We start from the raw sequence: 22,604 nt of genomic DNA on the forward strand, positions 1-22,604 counted from the left end.
TTTTTCCTTTAGATTGGTCATTCCACTCTCACTTAAGAGTAAAACGTATTCCCATCTAATTAGTTATAATATAACATTGCTCGCAAATTTCTGTTACAGCACGTTATACAATGCAAACAAATTCAGTAATATGCGCAGATGCGCTAACCGTGCGCGTTGAAAACCGCACGCTTTTAGACAATCTAAACTTCAACGTTGGTAAGGGCGAAGTTTTCGCGCTTTTAGGCGGAAACGGTGCCGGTAAATCTACTACACTTAAAACCTTTTTAGGTTTGATGAAAGCATCTAGCGGTAGCGCTACTGTGTTGGGGCACAACGCCACTACTCACCCTAACGATGTTCAAAAGTCAGTCGCTTACTTACCTGAATCTGTAACGCTTTATGGTCACCTTTCTGGCTTAGAAAATATCCGTTACTTTCTTTCTGTAGCTGGTGTAGAAAAATCAGACGAAGACATTTTTGCGGCACTTCGCAAAGTGGCGCTTCAAGAAGATTCATGGAATAAGGCGTTATCAAACTACTCAAAAGGTATGCGCCAGAAAACCGCAATTGCCCTTGCTTTACTGCGCAATGCACCAGTGCTGTTTTTAGATGAGCCCACGTCAGGCTTAGATCCTGCCGCTATTGACGAATTTAATGCGTTGGTTTCAGAGCTAGCGGCCAACGGAGCTACCATTTTTATGGTAACTCACGACGTGTATGGTGCTTGCCAGGTAGCTCACCGTATTGTGCTTTTAAGTAACGGTAAGCTAACCGGCTCTTTCGAGCGTGTTGGCGATACGCCTATTGATACTGAAGCGGTACACGCAGCATTTGCAGGGCGCAAAGCATGATATTTAATGTAGTTAAAACCATTTGTGCAGATCAGTGGCGATATTGGCTGCGCACGAAAGTCGCTGCTACGGTACTCTTGCTAGGTGCCATACTGACCCTTGCGGCATTGGTTGTGAATGCATTTCACATTGAAGAGGCCGCGCACGCTAGAGAGCACCTTCAAACTGAAGCGGAAGAGCGTTTTAAAGCACAGCCTGATAAGCACCCTCATCGCATGGTGCATTATGGTCACTATGTCTTTCGTGCCCCTACTCCATTAAGCGTAATCGAACCTGGGGTAGACACCTACACGGGTAACGCTATTTTCTTAGAAGGGCATCGCCAAAATAGCGCCATGTTTGCAGAGCAACGACAATCAGCCGGACTTACCCGTTTTAGCAGCTTAACCCCAAGCTTTCTGGCGCTAGTGCTTGCTCCACTGTTTATTATTCTCATTGGTTACGGCAGCGTATCGCGAGAGCGCGAAGCGGGAACACTTACCTTGTTGTTGTCACAAGGAACGACTCGCTGGCAGCTAATGTTAGGTAAGCTATTAGCGTTAATTGCAGCTAGCGGTTTGTTTTTACTCCCTCTGCTTCTGGCCTGCTTGTACGTGGCTTTTTCAAGCGAAAGCGCGCTTGTAGTACTGTTATTTTGTTTAAGTTACGCCGTTTACTTTTTGCTATGGGCTACCGTTGTAACTGCTTGTTCAGCGTTATTTGAGAAAAGTAGCGTTAGCTTCACCATGCTTATTGTTATTTGGATGGCCGCATGTGTGTTACTTCCTCGTCTTGGAAGCAGCGTAGCGACAAACGCCGCCCCCTCGATGGGCAAGCTTGAAGCGGATTTCAAAGTAGAAGAAAAGCTTCGTAGTTTAGGCGATGGTCACGACGTTAACGACCCTGCATTCAAAAAGCTAAAAGAAGATTTATTAGCGAAATACAATGTGGATTCCGTAGACGACCTTCCCGTTAACTTCCGCGGTGTTGTTGCCCAATTTTCTGAAGGTAGACAGGCGCAGGTGCTTAATGAGTTTGCCGAAAGCAGAATGGCAGAAGAGTTAGAGCAAGCACATATTGCACGTCAGTTTGGCTGGCTATCTCCTACCGTCGCCGTTCGCTCTATCTCAACACTGTTAGCAGGCACCAGCCTTGAAACCCACCATCGTTTTTTACGAGAAGCAGAAGCTCTTCGCCTCGAATTCGTGCAAGGGCTTAATAAAGTGCATGTTGAAAAGCTGGATTACAAACTCGACATGAACCGCAACGCAAGCGAAGAAGCGGCGGATAAAGCTGTTGTGGGTGCAGACAATTGGGCGTTGCTTTCGGAGTTTAATTTTAAGCCAGAAGCAGCAAGTACACGCATTTCATACGCGCTTATTTACTTTTTACAATTGTTTGTTTGGGTATGCATTACCGCCTTGCTTTTAAAAGCGGCTGTTAGGAGGTTAAACCCATGATGCGTTTTACCGATCTTAAACGTGAAGCTAATTTTGTGTTTGGTCACCGCCAATTAAAGCTTACGTTATTAGTCGTTTTTCTTTTAAGCACGGTGTCTTTGTGGTCGGGTTATGCAGAGATGCAGGAGCAACAAGCCACTATTGAACGTTTATTAGAAAAAGACCAAGTAGAGCGTGAAGCCGTTATCACTCACCAGTCTAACTATGGCATGGTTGCTTATTACGCTTTTCACCTGACTTATGCACCCCCTTCCCCGCTGGCTTTTGCAGCCGTAGGCGAAAGAGACGTATTTCCTTGGAAGCATCGCATACGCATGCTGGCATTAGAAGGGCAAATTTATGAGAGCGATACAGATAACCCAGAGCTTGCGTTTTTAGGGCGTTTCGATTTTGCCTTTGTGACCAGCGTATTGCTGCCGCTATTTATCATATTGCTACTTTACGATTTAAAAGCGAAAGAACGTGAAGCTCGTCGTTTTGATTTACTCAACGTAACTGCGCGTAATTCACATGCTATATGGACGGCACGAGTAATCGTCACATTGGTTCCTTTAGCGCTTGTTACGCTTGTTCCGTTTGTTGTGTTCGGGTTAATTAATGGTGCATCTTTGGCTTCTATATTAACCGTTTGCGCAATAGTAATAGGTAATATTGCGTTATGGAGTGCCATTGTTCTTGCGATTGGCGCCGCAAAACGTTTTGCAAATTTCAGTGCAACGCATCTTGCCTCTATTATGCTAGGCGTTTGGCTTGTAACCACCGTTATTGTGCCCGTGACCGCACACACGGTAATTAATGCGATGGTTGAAACACCTGAAGGCGGCGATATTGTGCTTACCCAACGCGAAGCGGTAAATAGCGCATGGGATAAGCCTATTGAAGACACTTGGACTCCATTCATTGCTACTCACCCGCAGTGGACCGACTACACAACATTTGACCCTGAAAGAGACAGCTCATTTAATTGGAAATGGTACTACGCATTTCAACAAGTGGGCGACCAAACGGCCAGCGAATTGTCGGAAGACTATCAAGCAGCCACACTTCAAAAAGACAATATCGCCAGCTACGTAGCCTTGCTTTCGCCGTCTTTGCTTACCCAACGTTTATTATCAAGCGCTGCTGATACTAACGTTGAAGCTATGGTGGGCTACGAAAACGACGTACGTGCTTTTCATAGGGCGCTGCGAGAATTCTATTATTACCACCTTTTTAAAGACCCTGAATTTTCTCAAGAAAGCTTTGAAGCTTTACCACAATTTACACCAAACATTAAAACCTCACACAAAAACCGCACAGGAAAAGAAGAATGAAAACTTGTTGGGTTAAATCATCACTTGCAGCCACTATATCGGCGCTGCTCAGCACATCGGCTTTAGCACAAAGCGATGACAGCCAAAATGAAGCTGATGTTGAGAAAATTACCGTACACGGTATGCATCGCGCGTATCAAGGGGCTTTTGAATATAAAGAAGTACCTGCTGCAGCACAAGATATAGACTTAGGCTTACTTAGTGATGCCGGTGCTATTAATTTGAATGACGCACTAGACCTGTCGGCATCTGTAGCACGCCAAAATAATTTTGGCGGCCTGTGGAATAGCTTTGCCATTCGTGGCTTTTCAGGTGACGAAAACTTACCTAGTGGTTTTTTGGTAAACGGTTTTAATGCAGGTCGAGGTTTCGGCGGCCCTCGTGACCTATCAGGCATCGATCACGTAGAAGTACTGAAAGGCCCGAAAGCGGCCCTGTTTGGCCGTGGTGAACCGGGTGGCGCAATTAACTTGGTAACTAAACGTCCTCAGTTTCGTGAAGGTGGTGAAGTTAAAGCCACTTACGGAAGCTGGGAGCAAATGCGTGTTGAAGCTGACGTACAAACCGTTGCAGGGGCGTCTGAAAATGTTGCCGTACGACTCGTTGGTTTTTATGAAGACGCGGAAAGTTTTCGCGATACAGTAGAAACCGAACGTTTTGGGTTTTACCCGTCGGTAACCTGGGAAGCGTCGGCAGATACTACGGTGACCTATGAGTTAGAGTACACCGAACAAAAGATTCCGTTTGATCGCGGTGTAGTCGCTATTGACGGCGAGTTGGGCCATCAGCCCATTGAAACCTTTACTGGCGATCCGAATGGCGACACTATTGATACCGAAGTTGTTGGCCATCAAATTGAGATTTCGCACAAGCTTGCTGATGACTGGAACTTACTGTTAGGTGCTGGGCTGCGCGATACTACGTTTGAAGGTAATGCGCTTGAGAATAACTTTGGCGGCCGTCAAACGCTATTTATCGACCCAGATCAAGCCTTGTTATCGCGCTTTAAACGCTATCGTAATTTCGAGACAGATTATCTGGTTTTACGTGGCGAAATTGCGGGTGAATTTGAAACGGGCTCACTGACCCATCGCGTAATTATTGGTGCTGACTACGACAAATTTGAAAACGACCAGGTCATTCTGCGCTATCGCCCGCCGTTTTTCTCAAATGATACTGACATCAACGATTTAGATTTAGATCAGTACCTTGTGGTCGATATATTTAACCCTGATTACACACCCCTTCCCGATGTTGAGCTGTCTGACAATCTAGACCGCTTTGAAGTTCAAAAAGCCTGGGGCGTTTACTTTCAAGACCAAATTAACATTACCGAAAAGCTTCAAATTCGTTTAGGTGGCCGCTTCGATAAGTTCGAGCAGGAAATTAATAATCGCTTAGCAAGTCCGGTAAACACGACCTCGCAAGATGATACCCGTTTCTCGCCGCAAGTGGGCGCCGTTTATGTGTTTAATGACAGCACAAGCGTTTATGCCACCTACGGCGAAGGCTTCCGTCAGTTAACAGGTTCAGACTATGCGGGTAATCCTTTCGAGCCGAACGAATCAGAATCTGCAGAAATTGGCCTTAAAACCGATTTAACGTCTATGTTCGACAGTGTGCGCGGCGACATCACGCTTTCACTGTTTAATATTGAACAAAGCAATATCCTAGTGTTTGATGACAGCGAAGAAGCATCAGACGGTTTTTTCTTAACTCCAGCAGGTGAAGCGCGAAGCCGCGGTATCGAGCTAGATATTAACGCTGAATTTGAAAGTGATATTTCGCTATGGGTGTCCTACACCTTTGTTGATGCAGAAAGTACAAATGATGCAGCAGATGCTAACTTTGTTGCAGCCATTGAGTCTGGCGACCCGCTCATTAACGTTCCAGAAAACCAGCTTAGTATTCAACTGAGTAAAGGTTTTTCTTTGGCTGATATGCCAGTGCGCATAGGTTCTGGGCTGTTATACGTTGATGAACGCTTGGGGCAAACCGCCACGGACTTCTACCTACCTAGCTATACTACAGTACGAGCGTTTGCTGAAATAGAGCCAGTTGAAAATCTATCAGTTAAAGTGGCTGTAGATAACCTGTTTGATAAAGAGTTTTACACTAACTCGTTTGCTGACGTATGGGTTGAACCTGGTGCACCGCAGCGTTTTAGGCTAACAGCTGCCTATCGTTTCTAAGCGCCTACGGCGCTTAGCTATCATCGAAGCTATTTAAGGCACTGCTTTTACGCAGTGCTTTTTTTTAAAACCAATGAATTAAAAGTATATTTTTTCTATACATACACTACAAAAGACTAACTTATTGTCATTAAAAGTTTTATCGAAATACACTATAATTCACATATTGTTATTCTCGCGGCTTTCAAATGAAATATTCCATTCTCTCATCATCTATTTGTCTAGCATTTTCTGGTTACGCGATGGCGCAGAGTACACCTTCAGAATTTGCAGAAATGAGCTTTCAAGATTTACTTAATGTAGATATAACTGAAACAGATATCGATACCTCCCCCCGCAAATGGTCGGTGTCTTTGCAATATAAAGCCGCCGAATTTGATGGATACATGATTGACGACAGTGATGTATCTCGAGACGAAGTACTTTTTGTACCCGGTGAAGAAGCGCGAACTGATGAAAACTTTCCTGTACTTCCGACTGTCATAAATCAGTATGCAAAAGTTATTCAAATAGGTTATCAACTTCAACATGATTTCAAGCTAGGACTACAGATTCCGTTGATAAGGCAAGAAACTGACCATATCAGCGTAGTGCCAGGTTACGATGAATTTCTAATTTCATCTGAAGGATTAGGAGACGTGGTAGTTACAGGTCACTATGAATACCTATCGAACGAGCAGTACAGCGTATGGATAAGTGGTGGCATCAGTTTTCCTACTGGCTCTATTGATGAGCAGGGAGACACGCCGCGCGCAGCGGGTGATCAGCAACTTCCCTATACGATGCAACTGGGGTCCGGCACTTTCGACTTACCTTTAGAAATTGGTTATCGTAATAAAGGGGATTATCCTTTCTCTGTTTCACTATCTGCAAGAATACGTACCGGTTCCAACGACCGTGATTATCGCTTAGGTAATAATTATGAACTAAATGGTAAGTACAATTTTGTTTTAAACGAAACAAGCACCCTCTTCACCGGCGCCGAGATAAGTTACGCAGATTCTATACATGGGCAAGACGACGAAATTACCGTAGATGGTGCTTTCCCCTACCCGGCTGGCATAACTAATCCTGATTTATACGGTGGGACAAAAGTAAGGTTATACGCTGGACTGAACTATACGGCTACTGACTGGTTACAAATACAGATAAATGGGAGTAAACCTGTATATCAGAACCTGAATGGCCCTCAGCCTAAAGAGTTGTGGCGATTTGGCTTTCAATTATCAACCTTGTTCTAAGCTAAAAACGTGACGGCAAAATTGACTCGTTTTTTACAAAAGTTCTCGTGGTTGCTCTTATTGCACTGCCTTCTTGTTCCCGCAGCACTAGCTGAGCTTCAAAAAGTAGACAAGTTGAAAGCTGCTTATATGTATAACTTTACTAAATTTATCACATGGCCCAAAGGTAACGCTGTTCCCATCTCCTTCTGTATTCATAACGATCAGGAATTATTAACTTTCCTGAAAGCACTAGTGGAATCTAGAGAGCCAAATAGTAAGTCATTGCTTGTTTTAGACAGCGTTGATGCCCAGTCTTGCGATATACTGTATTTGACTGAAAGCGATGATCTTTTAGAGCAGCACCTAAGCCATAGTGTAATCATATCTGATATTAATAACGTATTAGCGCTCCCTGTTGTCTTCAGGTTTTATGAAGAAAATCAGAAATTGCGTTTTGAAATTGATGTAGCAGAGGCTGAGCGGTTAAATGTAAAAATAAGTGCCAAACTTCTTCGAGTCGCGAGGATCAAGTGATGTTTAAACGTTCCTCGTTCTTTACAAAACAACTTCTAGCCGTCCTAGTCGTTAACTTTTTCTCCTTGTGCTTGGTAGCTGGTTTGCTTTACAACAACTTCGTCGCCGATTACAAAAGTAACTTGGTAGATGTATTAGACAACCAATCGACTCTTCTCGCCTCAGCAACAAGTACATCGGTACTATTTAGCGATGCCGATACCACGCAAGAATTGCTTGATGCCGCGTCTAAACTACCCGCGATAAAGAGTGCAAAAGTTTATGACGACGCCTATACCGTCATTGCAAGCTACACTATGGATGACTTTCGGGATGATGTATCTCCCTCAACCGTTAAAGAAGGCGCAACTTTCGGTAAACACCTGATTTATTACCTTAAGCCCATAGAGTTTAACGATGAAGTAATTGGTTATCTCATACTTACCGCAAGCACTACCTCGTTAGAAGAACAACAGCAGCACGCTATGTATGTCGTATTTGGTGTGCTCACTATAAGCATGCTATTTACTTACCTCTTTCACTGGCGACTTCAAAGGTTTCTATCAAAACCCATTCAACAGCTTATTTCTCTTGTTAAGTTTGTAGGAAGCAAACGTGAATACTCTAAACGCCTTCCTGACAAGAGAGATGATGAACTCGGTGAACTGTTTGGAGGTGTTAACCACATACTGGCCACTGTAGAAAGCCATCAAGCTCAGCTGAAAGCCCAGAACACAGAATTAGAGCGTGTAGTAGAACTGCGCACTAGGCAGCTATACCAAAAAGCGAATTACGATGCGCTAACGCAACTTCCAAACAGACATTTGTTTGTAGAGAAATTAGATGAAGCCGTAAACAAAGCTAATGCCCAAAACGCTGCGCTTTCTATTTTATTTCTCGACCTAGATAGGTTCAAACTCATTAACGACACACTAGGTCATGATATCGGCGATGAAGTCCTGATTATTGTTGCGAAAAAGCTAACAGCAATAGTTACAGAAAAAGATTGTGTCTGTCGCTGGGGCGGTGATGAGTTTGTAATCATGCTAGAGGGTGTTGCCGAACATAATGAGCTTGTTGCTTTATCTTCTGAAATTATCGAAAGCCTTAGCCAGCCTATGGCGATAGGTAGCAACCAGCTTCACATTTCAACCAGTATTGGTATTGCACTGCATCAAAGAAATTTAGAAACGGGAATAGAAATATTAAAACATGCAGATACAAGTATGTATCACGCTAAAGAGAAAGGCCCTGGGCACTATAGCTTTTTTAATATTGAAATGCTTGAAGAGTCTTTGGTACGTCTATCTTTAGAAAGTCGAATTCGACAGGCCATTAAACTTGAAGGGGCATTCTCGCTAGTCTATCAGCCCCAGATTTGTATACGCAGCGATAAAATTATCGGTCTAGAGTCGCTGATACGCTGGAATGACGAGGGCACTGAAATCCCGCCGTCCCAGTTTATACCAGTTGCTGAGGAAGCAGGTTTAATTAACCCTATTACTACTTGGGTACTTTCTGAGGTGTGTAGGCAGATTCGAAACTGGCTAGATGCAGGGCTAAATTTGGTGCCAGTGGCGGTTAATTTGCCTGCAAGCTTTTTGATACAGCTAGACTGTGCAGAGCAAATTAAGGAGGTATTAAGTAAGTATCAAGTCCCACCACATTTACTGGAAGTTGAGCTAACCGAAAATACGTTTATTAGCTCTACGGACTTTGCATTAACCTCTCTTAAAAAGCTGAAAAAAATTGGCCTTAACATTTCCATTGATGACTTTGGTACTGGCTATTCTTGCCTTAGTTACATAGGTACACTTCCTATCGACAAGCTCAAAATCGATGGCAGTTTCGTTTCTCAATTAGGGCAATCAAGCTCTAACGACGGAATTGTTAACACCATTATAATGCTTGCAAAGAGCTTAGAGTTGACCACTTTGGGCGAGTGCGTAGAAACTAAAGAGCAGCAGCAGACCCTTGCTAAAATGGGCTGTGACTCGGTCCAAGGCTATCTGCACTATAAACCGCTTAAAAGCAGTGAGATAGCGCCTTTGATGTCTCAACATTGATATAGTGAATAAACACCAAGCCGCTAACAACCTGTTAAGAGCACGGCCATTCGCTTTCATTAAGTAAGCCTTTTTCTATAAGCCTGCTTCGACGGTCCTCAATAGCTAATTTCAGTTCATCTCTAACTAATCTTACTGCTGGGGTGATCAAATGTCGGCTGGGTAACATTATCCACATTTCAGTTAATGGAACCTGATACTGATGCAACACACGCTTTAATCTACCGCTTAATAAATCTTCAGATACATCGATGGCCGACTTTTTGGCAATGCCCATTCCATCAACGCACCAGCGCCTAACAATGTCTCCGTCATTGACAGCGCGGTTGCTGCGCACTTTTACCTTAATTCTTTCACTTTCTTTCACCAATTCCCATGTGTTATGAGTTTGATCGTAAAGTTTATAGAGCAAGGCATTATGCTGAATAAGGTCGTTTGCTGTTAGTGGTTCGTCGTACTTTTCAATATATGCGGGGGATGCACAGATAACGTGTGGAATGTTGCACACTTTAAAACCATACATTTGTGATTCTTTTACTGCTTCTTTAGTCATTGCACGAAGAGCAACATCAACACCGTCGCGATAAAAATCTACTCGGCTATCGCTTACATGTAGTCGCAACGAGAGTTCGGGGTTTTCACTCTGTACTTTATTCAGTAGTTTGCGCATTAAATTGCGTCCCATCTCTGAAGACATCGCCATGCGAAGCTCCCCATTAACACTTTGCCTTTCCTCTGTAATGAGCGATAAACCTTGCTGGAGCGTGTCTAGCGCCTGTTGAGCCATAGGTAAGTATTGTTCCCCTTCGTGGGATAATCTAATTTTGCGTGTACTCCTTACAAATAGCGCTACACCAAGCTGCTCTTCTAAACGTTTAATAGCCATGCTTGCAGCAGATGAACTGATATCAAGCTTCTTAGCCGCTGTCGTAATCGAATTAACTTCAGCGACTTTCACAAACACAGAAAGGTCTTCGGTTTTCATTCTTTCCTCACAGGTTTAGCCCACATATGCCTTTTTAAACTTAAAAAGAAAAGGGAAATGGATCACGTTTATTATCCACGTTTTCGGGAAAGTCCTTATCGATTTTGGTCGTTTATTATCCGTTAACCAACGAATAAACTGTCATTCATTCGTTAATGACGTAAGTAGTAAGGATAAACAGGAGCTTTATATGAAACATACTGCATGGCAAAAACTAACCATGGCCTCGCTAATTGTAGGCGCTTGTGCTGCTTTTATACCCAGCGCCTATGCTGAAACCAAGGTGATAACTGCAGAAAATGTTGAGTGGGGCTATTTGAATCCGGCACGGGGTGACAAAAGCCCGGGGGCGGCCGACCTGTGGGGAGATAGAACCAAAGACACAGCTACCGGTATGCTAGTGCGATTTAACAAAGGCTTTGAATCGCCGCCACACATTCACAATATCACCTATCGCGGTATTGTTATTGAAGGTGAGATGCACAATGACGACCCAAGTGCCGCTAAAATGTGGATGCCAACGGGTTCGTTTTGGACTCAGCCTGCAGGCGAAGATCACACTACAGCTGCAAACGACAAAACCAACCTGATTTATCTGGAAATTGATGAAGGTCCGTATTTAGTTAAACCGTCAAAAGAACATTTCGACAATGGTGAACGACCAATCAATATTCATGCAGATAATATGATATGGCTGCAAGAGAGTGACCTGGTCAACATTGCGGCTGACGGCGTATCCGCCACCTATCTATGGGGCGATACCAATAGTGTTTACGGTACTTTAGTTAAACTGCCAAGCGGCTTTGAAGGCTCAATAACATCTAACGGTGATGAATTTAAGGCCGTAGTAATAAAGGGCAGCCTAAACTATAAGCAAGGTAGTAAGGCTAAAGCACTTGCCCTTGATGCGGGAAGCTATATTGAATCATCTACGCCAGCAACACACGAAGTCCGTAACGCGAGTGATGCTGACGCCATCGTTTATGTTAGAAGTTCATCTAAGTATCAAGTAAAGAACTGAAGTACACGGCAATAATCAGGAGGGCTGCACTTAATGTGCAGCACCACCAAACTATCGCAATACTGGTGATTTCGATACTCGTCAAAGCCACGCATAAGGATGCAATATGTAGCGTCCAGCCTAAAAACTTGGTAAAGGATGAAGAGGGTAATATTCGTAACACCCGCGCTAATATCCTACTCTTGCCTGCCTGCTTAGCGTGTTTATTCATTGCTAACATCAAACACAAGAAGCCTAACAGTTGTAGTGTAAAAACCAGCGTTATCATTACTGCTCCTTATTTATGTAAGGGCTAGGCGCAGAGCTTTTTGTGGTCATTTCCCTATTCGTAAAACGTTGGCCTATCCTCTTTGCTGCCCAAAGCAAGATGATACCTGAAACGAAAAATGCAGGAATGAAGCTTAAATAAACGCTATCCAAATATTCGATACTGTTTGCTATTCGGTCTCTAAATAACACGAGTTCTATAGCAACGGTGACAAAACAAAGCCCGCTTGCTAGCGCGAACTGCTCCTTCCAAGCAACTGAAGCTTTTGCTCGCCAAAATGCGTGCACCGCACTTAATGCCCACACCGTGAAAAATGTGTTTACTTCTAATTGGGCGCGACCTGCAACATCGTGCCCTATCAACTTGTTAGCAACAAAAAACGATAGGCTGGCTAATATTAAGCCAGCGACAGCCGCCACATTGCCTTTTTCCACAAGCGCCAACGTAAACGGGTTTTGCTTAGCGCTTTTTTTCCGCTGAGTGACCCAAATGGTATTGCCAGTGGCGATAAGCGCGCAGCCTAAAATGCCTATACTAAATAGCAACCATCGCATGCCAGTAGGGGCAAAGTTAGCCTGATGAAGCCCGTATAGAATACGTCTTATTTGAGCTGGAATGGTTTCGTCATCGTAGCCTTTAAGCGATTTACCTGTATAGGTTTCAAATACTAAACGGTCTGCACGGTTTGATACTGTTGTGGCCTTGCTGCGTTCTACGATGATGCGGCTATTTTTATACCCTACACCTTCAACGGTAATTCTTGCTATTGGGTTGGGCTCGCGCCACTGGTTAGCAATTTTTTCTAGTATAAGGACATAGTTCGGCATAGGGGGCGGCGTGGAGGGCGGTACGTTTAACAAATGATCGTTACTAATGACTTTTTCATCAAGTTGTAGGCTGGGCAACGAAGGAATAATCTGGCGATTTACGCCTCGCTCTCCCCGCTCAAAGTTAGCGTTAGCGGTATAGGGCAAATACATGATTGCGTAGATGAAAATGCCGCTTAGGCAAATCATAATACAAAAGGGAATAGTGAGAATTCCGGCAAGGGCATGAAAGTCGGTGGTCCACTTTTGTAGCTTTTGAGAGCGAAGCGTGAAAAAGTCCTTAAAAAACCTGCGGTGTGTATAAATTCCAGTAAAAATAGCAAGCAACATTGCCATTGCGGCGATTCCCGCAATGTATCGCCCGCCATAGCCTCGAAGTTGCAATGTGTAGTGGAAATTCCTAAAAAACAGTCCACCTTTTGTTTCTGTTTCATTTTCAACTGAAGCTAGCTGGTTGTTAAACGTTACGCTTTGCCTTTGCTTACCCTCACGCCATTGCACACTCCATAGTGCAGAACGCTCTGAAGGCAAGGCTATTCGCCACTGGTCAGCTTCACCTGCATGTTTATTTAAATAAGTAAAAGAATGGTCGATCATCGATTGCTGACTTTGAGAAATGCTCCCTCGTTCAGGCATCAGATAGCGCGTTATTTCCGGTGTGAAATAGCTTAGCGTGCCAGTAAAAAATATGGCGAAAAGCAACCAGCCAAGTACTACACCTAAATAGGTGTGCAACCAGATCATACTTTTTCTGAATGTAGCTTTCATAATGGGGTGCTTAAAGGTGAAACTAACGGTAGCGCTAAGAAGAGAATGGCAGAAAAAGCAATTAAAGACGCGCACCACTTCTTCGTATTCTTAATAGCAAAGCTCGCGATAAATACAGCAAAAAATACGAAGTAGCTTGCCATACTGCCACTTAGTATTGCCACTCCCTCTTGCTGCTTAAACATGTGGAAAAATATATAAGCGAAGTAAAAGCTTATTAGCGCAGAAACGGCATAGCCGCCCAGAATGGCGGCTATGCTACGCAGCGCAATGTCTACGTTGTTATTCAATGTGCTTACTCTTTTTTAGAAGCGATATGCAACTGAAAGTTTCGCATTACGCTCTTCGCCAGGCAGACCACCTAGGTACATAGCACTGCTGTAATAGTCAGTATTATCAAGGTTACGAATATTCAACTGTACGTCCCAGTCGTCCGACACATAGCTAACTGCCGCATCCCAAACTGTGTATGAATCTACGAACGCGTAGTCTACTCCAAATGCCGATGCTGAGATGGTACGCTCGTCTTCATAGGTTACACCAACGCTGAACTTAACCGGTGCAGGTAGCGCTTCAAAGCTATGGCTATAGGTTAGCCAAGTACTTGCAAATTTCTCAGCAATACCTTTGGTTTGTTCTTCATCAGTGCTCGATGCAAATGCACCTGGTTCAGTACGCGGCTCTTGGTAAGTACCGTTTGCATTAAGCGACCACTGCTCATTGATATCGAAGTTAATGTCTATTTCAACACCCGTAGTACGGTCTTGCTCGTCATAGTAAAACTCTGGAACATCAATGTTGTAAGACGGATCTTCAATATTATCTTCATACAGTGGGTTGGTGTATTGAAGGTTTGTACGCGCTGTATCAAACACAACTACCGAGCCAATGACCTGTTCGTTTAGGGCGGTAAAACGCACGCCTAAATCCCACGACTCTGATTCAGAGTCAGGTCGGTTGTTTTCTTCTGATAGAGAACCTAGTGTGCTGTATGCAGTGCGACCTTTTGAGTGGTTAATGAAAGTACTTAGACTGTCGCTATACATGTAGGTTAAGCCTAGGTTGTAGGTGAAACCATCATCGTTTGCATCGTACTCTGGATTACCGTCGCTGAATTGGTTTTGATAGGTCTGTTTCACGCCACCATATGCACCGCCAATTCGCGCGGTAAAGTTATCATTCAAATACAGGACTTCTTGGAAGCTCACGCCCCAGCTAGATACCTCTTTATCGTATTTACTACGAAGCGCTGGATTATAGTCTTCAAATGTACCTGTAGGCCAATTCGGGTTACGAATATCTAAGATGTAAGGTACGGCATCGCTTCGTGTATCGTCTGCATCCCAAATAGACCATTGGGTATATTCCACATCCATATTCTCGTAGTTAGCACTGAATAGATGCTCACCACGAATATCCCCTAGCGACCAAGTGTTGGTCAGGTCAATAAAGTATTGCCAAACACTTTCTTCTGCTTCAATTTTGCGGTATTCCTGTCGGCGCGCTGCGTACGGATACAGCACATCGTCAATAACAAGCGGCGCACGAGGCTCTAAATTGGTAGTGCCGTTGCGGTCAACATAGACATAGTTGTAAGCACTCGTCTGGCGAATGTACGAGGTCTCATAGGTACGGTATTGCAGTTGCTGAGTTAAAGACCAATCGTCGTTAATCACTAGGTCTTGGCGAAGCTTCACGCGGAACTCTTCACCTTCATTAGGACGTGAAATTGGTGATATAAGGCTGGTATCGCCTAAGTCAAAAGGCTGAACGCCATCGGTAGAAACTAGTGTTGCAGCTAATTCATCACGCTGAGCATCGGTAAGCTGTAAACCACCTGACTCTGCAGTATCGTTAACCAAGTCAGCGCCAGTAAAGCTTCCTGCGTCAGTATCAAACATGGTCAAGTCGATTAGACGAACCGGATGACCTACCGAATCAATTTGTACAGCGTCGTCAATATATGCCGCAGACAATAGGAACTGGTTGTCACTTGATGCAATGTATTTAAGCGACGTATAAAGCTCGCTTCGCTCATCGCTAAGCCCGCGATAGCCGTCAGACTGTTCACGGTTTGCTACAACGCGATAAGCAAGGTCCTTATTAATTGCACCTGTTGCGTCAGCCATTATTGAATAGCTATCCCAACTACCTACAGATGCTTTAACCTCATAGGCTTCTTGGAACTGCGGCTTCTTCTCAATAAGGTTGATAATACCACCCGCTTCGCCCATGCCGTATAGGCCAGTAGCTGGGCCTTTAAGCACTTCAATACTTTCAATATTAGTCATTGAGCGGGTTGGGTTATAGCTGTTGCCCAAGTCAGCACCAGCGTAAATGCCGTCAAAAGTGTAGTTAACACCAAGACCGCGAATCGCTAAATTATCACCTACACCGTAGTTGTTACCGTCTTGGCTCAAACCACTAATGTTGCGAATACTTTCTTGCAGCGTATCAACACCCTGCTCTCTTAGTAAAGTACCGTCAACAACAACGATAGCCGCTGGCGTTTCCATTAGGCTCATATTTGATTTAGTGGCCGTACCCGACTCTAGAATAAGTCGATTGTGGCGACCGTAAACGGTAATGACGTCTAAGTTTTCTTCTGCACTCTGTGCTTGAGAGTCTACAGGTGTTTCAGCATCGTTTTCTTGCGCCAGTGCCGGCGTGGCAGTAACTGTAGACGTTACTGATAAAAGAGAGAGAAGAATTGCATTAGCAACTTTACTTTTTTTGTGTGAAGTGTGGTTCATTTTCCGCCCAAATCTAAATGATAATAGTTATCGCTTTTAATGAGGACGCGAATCTTAAGTGGGGAGGTTTAGTAAATCAATATTAAAATAGACTTTAGTTCAATTTTTCTTAAAAAATACTTAAATTCTGCACATTTTAACGTTTTACACACAATTACTTTTTAATAATCAAACAAAGTTGATTTAAGTTGAACGGCCTTTTGCACCGCAGTCGGAGACCGTTATAGCTAAGCGCTTTTAATTTATTTTGCGAGGATAATCAGGAATTACTAAGATTTAATAGGTAAGTGCCCTAAAATCGCCGAGCACGACAGACCAATCGCTAATGTTATCGCCACGCTAGTAAAGGTGCCGAGCAGTACATACTCGGTAAGTTTTCTATCCTGGTGCCTTGTTAAATCACCGAAACGGAAAATAGATTTAGCTGCAATAAGAAACCCTATAGCGGAAAACTGATTTAACAATACAAAAGTTAACATGAGTACACGTTCTAAGTAGCCAATACGCTGCCCTGCCAGCGACAAGGTTTGTTGTGCTTCAGTGGTTATCGTAGGCGTATCATTAGGATGGGCTGATGAGGGTTTGTTAGTTAAAACTTCACTGCTCCAAGGGGACAGCAGTTGCTTTATAATAATTGAGCTGGGTTTAAGCACGGCTAAATAGGCAAGAAGCACCGCTAAATGTTGTGCACCTAGTATCTTTAGTAGCGCTAGTGCGCTGTGCCATTGGTTTGTGGCATATAAAAACACGCTCAAGATCACAGCCACGTGAGCAAGTTGATCGATGACAAACGCGGTCGTATTTTGAGAGCAATAAGACTTAATCACGTCAATTTTAAAATGGGAAACCGCTATTACAAGCGTAGCAATGCCTATTGTAGCCATGCTGTCGATGCCGGATAAAAACACAAGTGCGATAAAGGCGAGCGCACCATGTAATAGTGCATGTAAATACAAAGGTAACGCCAACGCGTGTCGCTCGTTTCTTTGCTTTACCCATGAATAGGGTTGAAAATAAAAGTCGGCAAGCAAGTGTGCAAGTAGTAACCCCACCAATAGTTCAGGCTGTGCAAAATCGGGAACGGCGTTAACGATAGCGCCTTTTGATGTTTCAGCTATCATTCAACGCTCCAGTTATGGCGGTAATCATTTAAGGTTTTCCACTGCACGTTTTGCTTCCTTGTTGTTTTATTTTACTTTCAATTGCTCTGTAATTTTTTGCTATTCGTTTTTTATTACTCGATTTTTTATTACGTGTTCTTTGTTACTGAATTCTTCGTTTCTCGAGTCTTCGTTATTGGGCGGCAATAGCGTGCTTCATATATTCAAGGTATTCAGCAACAAGCTTGTAATTACTCGCGTTAAGAATTCGACTCACATTGCTTCTATTTTTATCAAGTAATGCCGCTATATTCTCATGACTTTTGTCCGCGGCTTCAAGATAGGCCAGTAAAGTTTCTGATTGGGTTTGGGTTAAGCCGCTTACGTGAGTATCTGCAAAGCGCGTAAGTAACTGAGTTTTGCTTTCTAGCTCAGTATTGCTGCTAGAAAAAGCAACGTAATTGGGTTTAATCGAATCAAGCCCCCGCCCTGATAAAACAAAGGCTTCACCCGTGCCTGTTTTCACTTCGTTAGGACGAAAATGTGCTTCACCCACTGCTACGCTTATTCTTACATCAACGCTTGGCATGCGTGCTTTTAGCGCTAAACGTAAACCTAATGCAATGTGCATACTGTACTGGGGTTGGTTCACCGCCAGCTGAAATGCGTCGCCGCGATAAATGTCAAAATGGCCTTCATACTGCTTAGCGTAATACGATAACTGCTGTTTTAGCGCAGTGAGGATATCTCTGAAGTCTTCGTCAGTATAAGACTGAGAGTCTGTAATATCGCCGGTCAGCACGCCAGCATAACTCTTTTGTTTACTATTTATTGCGTTGTTTTTGTTCGTGTTCACTTTGCGCCGCCGTGATCTTTCTTTATTACAAGAAACGCTTCAACTTGTTATCACTATGACACGCCTAATCATCAAATTCAAAAACAATCACACTTTAAAATGTGATTAAAAATAATCACAAATGGAAATGTGACTAATTTATACAACTTTTGTGTAAGAAGATAAGCTTGCTGGGTAGCTAAACTATGGGTGCAGGTGCTTCACGCTTACATTTGTGCGCGACGGCGCAATTAAAACGTTGCGCAATTTCTACCTGAATTTTTGGCGCGATATAGCGCAGAATCAACGTCTTCGACGAATGAGGTTGCATTATAGTATTCTTTTTCTACACCCTTCTTTTTTGTTGATTGACGGCTATTAAAACAAGCCATACCAATACTGACCGTAAGGGTGCCTTTAATTTTTGATTTTTCATGGGCTATTGATAGCTGCGACACATTGCGAAGAATTCTAGCGGCAATACATTCTAAGGCGTCACTATCTGTGCTCGGCAGGATAATAGCAAACTCTTCCCCACCGTAGCGCGCTACTAAATCGTCGTTACCCAAACAACTGTTAGAAAGCGTCTCTGCTACTCTTTTCAGTACGTTGTCGCCAGCAACGTGCCCGTAGTAGTCGTTATATTGTTTAAAATAATCCACGTCTATCAACAATAAACTAATGGGAATATCAGCTTCTTTACAGCGCACGATATCGGATTTTATCGTTGCATCAAATAAGCGCCTATTCGCAAGCCCCGTTAATCCGTCGATATTTGCTAAGCGTTCTAACTGCTTATTCGCTTCAAGAAGCTCAATTTGCATTTTTTGTAACGCTTTTCGGTTATGCAAATTTTGAAGTGTATTACCAAGCATTTCACCTATACGACGCAAATACTCAATATCGAACGCTTTCCATGAATAAGGGGCGCCGATAATATCGCACCCGATAAAACCATACACTTTTCCGTCAACCATAATACGTGAGCAAAGAAGAGAGTAGATTCGCTGCTCTTCAAAACTAGCTTTTTCCAAAGACGCGGACTCTGGAAGTGTTGAAACATCATCGACCTTAAACAACCCATTAGAAATATGGCTCATAAAAAACGGCATGGAATCAGTTGGAATATTTTGCAGCTCACTGATGTAGGGAATAACTCCCGCCGCAACCCACTCATGGGTATTTGACATTAATTCGCCATCGTCGCTGAATTCAAACAAGTAACATCGATCTACGTCGCAAAACGCGCCGAATGCGGCGAGTGCTTGATCGATAATACTATCAAGCTCGCTAACGTTGGCATTGATTAACTTGGAAGAGAAATTAGTAAGAAGCTGGTTAAAAGTAATATGCTGATTAATTTTTGAGTCTTTTTGTCCAAGATCTAGAAGCGCTGTCATATCGGTTTTGATATTAAGAACAACCCAATTGTCCGTAGTGGTAGAAACAATATTGCCATCAACAAAACAATTCATGGTTCTAGAGCTTGTTTGAAGTCGAAAATAACTAGCGACATCTATCCCCGACTCAACAAGGAAAAATGGGTCGTCTACTTCCGCCACTTCTTCTTTCGAATTTTGGTCAAAGAACGTAAATAAACGACTTTCCGATTTCTGTAAGTCGATTATTCCAAAACATTTTTCAAAATACTGGCTAGCATAAATATCAGAACTACCAGCACGTTTAAATAATATGCTCGATGGTATTTGGCGAAAAATAGATATGACTTCGTCTTTATTCAAGGTCTTTCTCGATAGGAAACGCACTTTAAAAATAGCAGCACTTCAGCAACTGTAAAACGTTGCATAGTCAGAAAAGGTGAAAAACTTAACAAATAGTTTATTAAACTTATTTAAGGTGTGCCCGTAACTAAATAGGAAAATAGGCATTGCAAAAAGGACTAAGCGTAAATAATGACCGACTCAATAGTTGATCTTTTAGACGAAATGTACGATGAACAGAGCGATAAGACTTCATTAGGTGAAATTATAGAGCGCTTTGAAGGTCGTGGTTTTGGGCCCCTCCTCTTAGTGCCTGCACTCATTGCTTTGCTCCCTACTGGCGCCATTCCAGGCGTACCCACATTATGTGGTTTAACGCTATTTTTTATTTGTATACAAGCTGCTGTGGGTAAGAAAAGCCCATGGCTACCAAAGGCGCTTACCAAAAAAGAGGTAAGCTCGGATAAATTGGAAAGCGCCATAGATACTGCTAAACCTTACGCTAAAAAGTTCGAAAAGCTACTTAAACCCCGTATCACATTTTTATCAGATACGCCGGTAAAGAATATTATCGCTGGATATTGTGCGCTTGCAGCACTTTGCATGATCCCATTAGAAGCACTTCCTTTTGCCGTTGCCCTTCCTGCTTTCGCCCTTTGTATTACTGCTTTAGGAATGACTAACCGCGATGGTGTATTTTTGTCTATTGGCATTTTGCTGCAGCTAGGTACTGGGTATTTAGTTATGCAAGCGCTCAGCGTGATGTAATTAGCCCTACTTCTTCTACTCGCTTTTCAATTAAACTTCCTAACGGAAAATTTCTCCTATCAAAGAGGGAATTCACAAATACTGACCTTGTATTTATTGCCCACTTTTTTTCGCCATTCTTCTTTTTTTAAAACCGTTATTTACGTACTATTCTTTTCTTATAAAGCCTGTACTTTAGTACAGGCACTTTGCTCCATGTATTTGAAACAAGTACTTAGTGAGACATAACTACATAAGAAAATATAGGCTGTAAAAATCTATGAAGAGAATGTTAGCGGTATCTCTTGCGTTATTTTCGTTTGCTACTTTTGCTGAAAACTGTGTATTTAGCTGCCCTATTGGCTTAGGCGGGCAAACTATCACTCGCTCTATTTATACGTTAAACAACAATCCGCAAACAAAGTTTGCCAACTGGGTGGCTTATCACGTAACGCCTGACACCATCGACGGCCCTTCGCGAAGCAGAAACTGGAAAGCTGACCCTGAACTTGACGATGAGAGTACGCTGGAACCTAACGATTACAAAGGTGCATGGCGAAATATAGGCACAGATAGAGGGCATCAAGTCCCCCTAGCCTCTTTTAGCAACTCACCAGACTGGCGTGAGCTCAACTATCTTTCTAACATTACCCCACAAGACTCTGATTTAAACCAAGGTCCATGGGTTAAATTAGAAAATGCTGTGCGCAGCCTTGTGAGAACAGGGCAAGATGTGTATGTGGTTTCAGGCCCACTTTACGAAACATTTTTTGCAGCCTTACCCGGTGCAGATGAACTGCATAGTATCCCTAGCGGTTACTTTAAAGTTGTCGTAAGTGAAGTTGACGGTTTGGTGGAAGCCTCTGCGTTTATCATGCAGCAAAACGCCTCTCGCCGCGATGATTACTGCGCCACGCAAGTTACCATTGATGAAGTAGAAGCAAGATCTGGGTTAGATATTATGCCAGTTTTACCCGATGAAAGTGAGCAAACCATTGAAGGCAAAATTGGTAGATTAGCGATGCGACTTGGCTGCGGCTAAGCTACTCGGCCCTAATTAAGTGTGTAGCTGACAGAGCACGTTATTTTGACACGCTAATAAGCAGCCTTTTCGTTTGCTAACTAATTGCTTTTAAAAGGTTGCAGTAGCAAGGCGCGAATCGAAGCATTTTCTTTTATCGCAGGTACATCCTGTTGGCCTATGGAAAGTGTTTCGTCGCTTTGCTTCGCTCTTGGGGTAAAGCTTTTAAAAAGCCTGTCCCACCAAGATACACTAAAGCCATAGTTAGAATTTGATTCTGCCTTTGCTTGGCTATGATGTATACGATGCAAACGCTGGGTAATGAGCACCCATCCAATTCTGTCATCCCACTTTTGCGGCAATCGAATGTTCGCGTGGTTAAATAGCGCAAACCCATTTAGTGCAACTTCGAAGATAACTATAGCAATGGCTGGTATGCCTAATATCGCTACTGCCAAAGCCTTTACGCCTAGGCTAATAGCAATTTCCACGGGGTGAAATCTAAGACCTGTAGTGGTATCGACATGGCTGTCGGCGTGATGCATTTTGTGAAAACGCCATAAAAGTGGCACCGTATGAAACAATCGGTGCTGCCAGTAAATAAGCATATCCAGCAGCAGTACACTTACTACCACTATTCCAACAAATATAGCGTTGCCGTTTTGAGTAATATTCGTTGGTTCTGGGGACGACCAAGTACTGTCGGCTTGACCTGACGCTAGGTTAAATAGCCCAACGCCCTCTTGCTGAGCCCATATCGACACGCCTACTAAGGTTGCAGGAAGTAAAACTCTCGATACAAGTGCCCCTAACACCACCATGGAAAGGTTACCTACCCAACGTGTTTTTCTATTTAGCACGGCATTACGCGCTGGAAACATGGCTTCCAGTACTGCCATAAAGGCGAAGATACCAAGAAATACACTTAGGCGAATAACAGACGCATTATCCACTACAGCTCTCTTTTCGATTCAATTTC

The 22,604-nt window shown here is 43.3% G+C and carries 19 protein-coding genes; 10 read left to right on the forward strand and 9 right to left on the reverse strand.

The features are described 5' to 3' along the window. The first annotated feature begins 110 nt into the window (after window positions 1–110). The 7 genes from ACYX4N_RS12455 (at window position 111) to ACYX4N_RS12485 (ending at window position 9,579) form a co-directional block, all read left to right on the forward strand. Window positions 111–833, forward strand: a complete 723-nt coding sequence (locus ACYX4N_RS12455; protein WP_269916491.1) for an ABC transporter ATP-binding protein — start codon at window positions 111–113, stop codon at window positions 831–833. Beyond that, window positions 830–2,272 carry an ABC transporter permease gene (locus ACYX4N_RS12460; protein ID WP_476054232.1) on the forward strand — a complete coding sequence of 481 codons (1,443 nt, stop codon included), beginning with the start codon at window positions 830–832 and terminating at the stop codon, window positions 2,270–2,272. Before ACYX4N_RS12455 ends, ACYX4N_RS12460 begins: the two co-directional genes overlap by 4 nt. Then, the gene (locus ACYX4N_RS12465; protein WP_476054233.1) at window positions 2,269–3,585 is read left to right on the forward strand and encodes a DUF3526 domain-containing protein; all 1,317 of its coding nucleotides are present in this window, start codon (window positions 2,269–2,271) and stop codon (window positions 3,583–3,585) included. The genes ACYX4N_RS12460 and ACYX4N_RS12465 overlap by 4 nt, the downstream gene beginning before the upstream one ends. Then, window positions 3,582–5,777 (forward strand): TonB-dependent siderophore receptor, encoded by a 2,196-nt coding sequence (locus ACYX4N_RS12470; protein WP_476054234.1) that lies wholly within the window; start codon window positions 3,582–3,584, stop codon window positions 5,775–5,777. Before ACYX4N_RS12465 ends, ACYX4N_RS12470 begins: the two co-directional genes overlap by 4 nt. Before the next feature lie 188 nt (window positions 5,778–5,965). After that, entirely contained in the window at window positions 5,966–7,018 is a 1,053-nt protein-coding gene (locus tag ACYX4N_RS12475) for a hypothetical protein (protein WP_476054235.1), read from the forward strand. Window positions 7,019–7,027: 9 nt separating this feature from the next. Further along, window positions 7,028–7,534 carry a YfiR family protein gene (locus ACYX4N_RS12480; RefSeq protein WP_476054236.1) on the forward strand — a complete coding sequence of 169 codons (507 nt, stop codon included), beginning with the start codon at window positions 7,028–7,030 and terminating at the stop codon, window positions 7,532–7,534. Next, window positions 7,534–9,579, forward strand: a complete 2,046-nt coding sequence (locus ACYX4N_RS12485) for a bifunctional diguanylate cyclase/phosphodiesterase (protein WP_476054237.1) — start codon at window positions 7,534–7,536, stop codon at window positions 9,577–9,579. The genes ACYX4N_RS12480 and ACYX4N_RS12485 overlap by 1 nt, the downstream gene beginning before the upstream one ends. Window positions 9,580–9,613: 34 nt before the next feature. Here the strand turns inward: ACYX4N_RS12485 and ACYX4N_RS12490 are convergent, their stop codons facing one another. After that, the gene (locus tag ACYX4N_RS12490) at window positions 9,614–10,564 is read right to left on the reverse strand and encodes a LysR family transcriptional regulator (RefSeq protein ID WP_476054238.1); all 951 of its coding nucleotides are present in this window, start codon (window positions 10,562–10,564) and stop codon (window positions 9,614–9,616) included. A gap of 190 nt (window positions 10,565–10,754) precedes the next feature. On the opposite strand from ACYX4N_RS12490, the gene ACYX4N_RS12495 reads away from it, so the two are divergent. Next, a complete protein-coding gene (locus tag ACYX4N_RS12495) occupies window positions 10,755–11,585 on the forward strand; it encodes a DUF4437 domain-containing protein (RefSeq protein WP_476054239.1) in 831 nt (276 codons plus the stop codon). Here the strand turns inward: ACYX4N_RS12495 and ACYX4N_RS12500 are convergent. The 7 genes from ACYX4N_RS12500 to ACYX4N_RS12530 all read right to left on the reverse strand — a co-directional run bounded on the left by ACYX4N_RS12500 (window position 11,563) and on the right by ACYX4N_RS12530 (window position 19,878). Then, window positions 11,563–11,853, reverse strand: coding sequence for a DUF3325 family protein (locus ACYX4N_RS12500; protein ID WP_476054240.1), 291 nt, complete (start codon window positions 11,851–11,853; stop codon window positions 11,563–11,565). The genes ACYX4N_RS12495 and ACYX4N_RS12500 overlap by 23 nt on opposite strands. Beyond that, the gene (locus ACYX4N_RS12505; protein ID WP_476054241.1) at window positions 11,853–13,424 is read right to left on the reverse strand and encodes a PepSY-associated TM helix domain-containing protein; all 1,572 of its coding nucleotides are present in this window, start codon (window positions 13,422–13,424) and stop codon (window positions 11,853–11,855) included. Before ACYX4N_RS12505 ends, ACYX4N_RS12500 begins: the two co-directional genes overlap by 1 nt. Window positions 13,425–13,444: 20 nt before the next feature. After that, window positions 13,445–13,738, reverse strand: coding sequence for a hypothetical protein (locus ACYX4N_RS12510; RefSeq protein WP_476054242.1), 294 nt, complete (start codon window positions 13,736–13,738; stop codon window positions 13,445–13,447). Between the two features lie 15 nt (window positions 13,739–13,753). Further along, a complete protein-coding gene (locus ACYX4N_RS12515) occupies window positions 13,754–16,201 on the reverse strand; it encodes a TonB-dependent receptor (RefSeq protein WP_476054243.1) in 2,448 nt (815 codons plus the stop codon). Between the two features lie 269 nt (window positions 16,202–16,470). Further along, window positions 16,471–17,322, reverse strand: a complete 852-nt coding sequence (locus ACYX4N_RS12520; protein WP_476054244.1) for a DUF3307 domain-containing protein — start codon at window positions 17,320–17,322, stop codon at window positions 16,471–16,473. Between the two features lie 172 nt (window positions 17,323–17,494). Then, window positions 17,495–18,157, reverse strand: a complete 663-nt coding sequence (locus ACYX4N_RS12525; RefSeq protein ID WP_476054245.1) for a hypothetical protein — start codon at window positions 18,155–18,157, stop codon at window positions 17,495–17,497. A 230-nt stretch (window positions 18,158–18,387) separates the two neighbouring features. After that, on the reverse strand, window positions 18,388–19,878 hold the full coding sequence (locus ACYX4N_RS12530; RefSeq protein ID WP_476054246.1) for a sensor domain-containing diguanylate cyclase: 1,491 nt from the start codon (window positions 19,876–19,878) through the stop codon (window positions 18,388–18,390). Between the two features lie 171 nt (window positions 19,879–20,049). Between ACYX4N_RS12530 and ACYX4N_RS12535 the strand changes: the two genes are divergently transcribed. Then, window positions 20,050–20,625 carry an exopolysaccharide biosynthesis protein gene (locus tag ACYX4N_RS12535; protein ID WP_476054247.1) on the forward strand — a complete coding sequence of 192 codons (576 nt, stop codon included), beginning with the start codon at window positions 20,050–20,052 and terminating at the stop codon, window positions 20,623–20,625. Between the two features lie 259 nt (window positions 20,626–20,884). Beyond that, window positions 20,885–21,646: a DNA/RNA non-specific endonuclease gene (locus ACYX4N_RS12540; RefSeq protein ID WP_476054248.1), complete on the forward strand. Its 762-nt coding sequence runs from the start codon at window positions 20,885–20,887 to the stop codon at window positions 21,644–21,646. An 80-nt stretch (window positions 21,647–21,726) separates the two neighbouring features. Here ACYX4N_RS12540 and ACYX4N_RS12545 read toward each other — a convergent pair whose 3' ends face one another. Beyond that, complete coding sequence (locus ACYX4N_RS12545; protein WP_476054249.1) at window positions 21,727–22,578, reverse strand: sterol desaturase family protein; 852 nt, start codon at window positions 22,576–22,578, stop codon at window positions 21,727–21,729. Between the last annotated feature and the right edge of the window lie 26 nt (window positions 22,579–22,604).

It is taken from the genome of Alteromonas sp. ABH4_452, assembly GCF_056311825.1.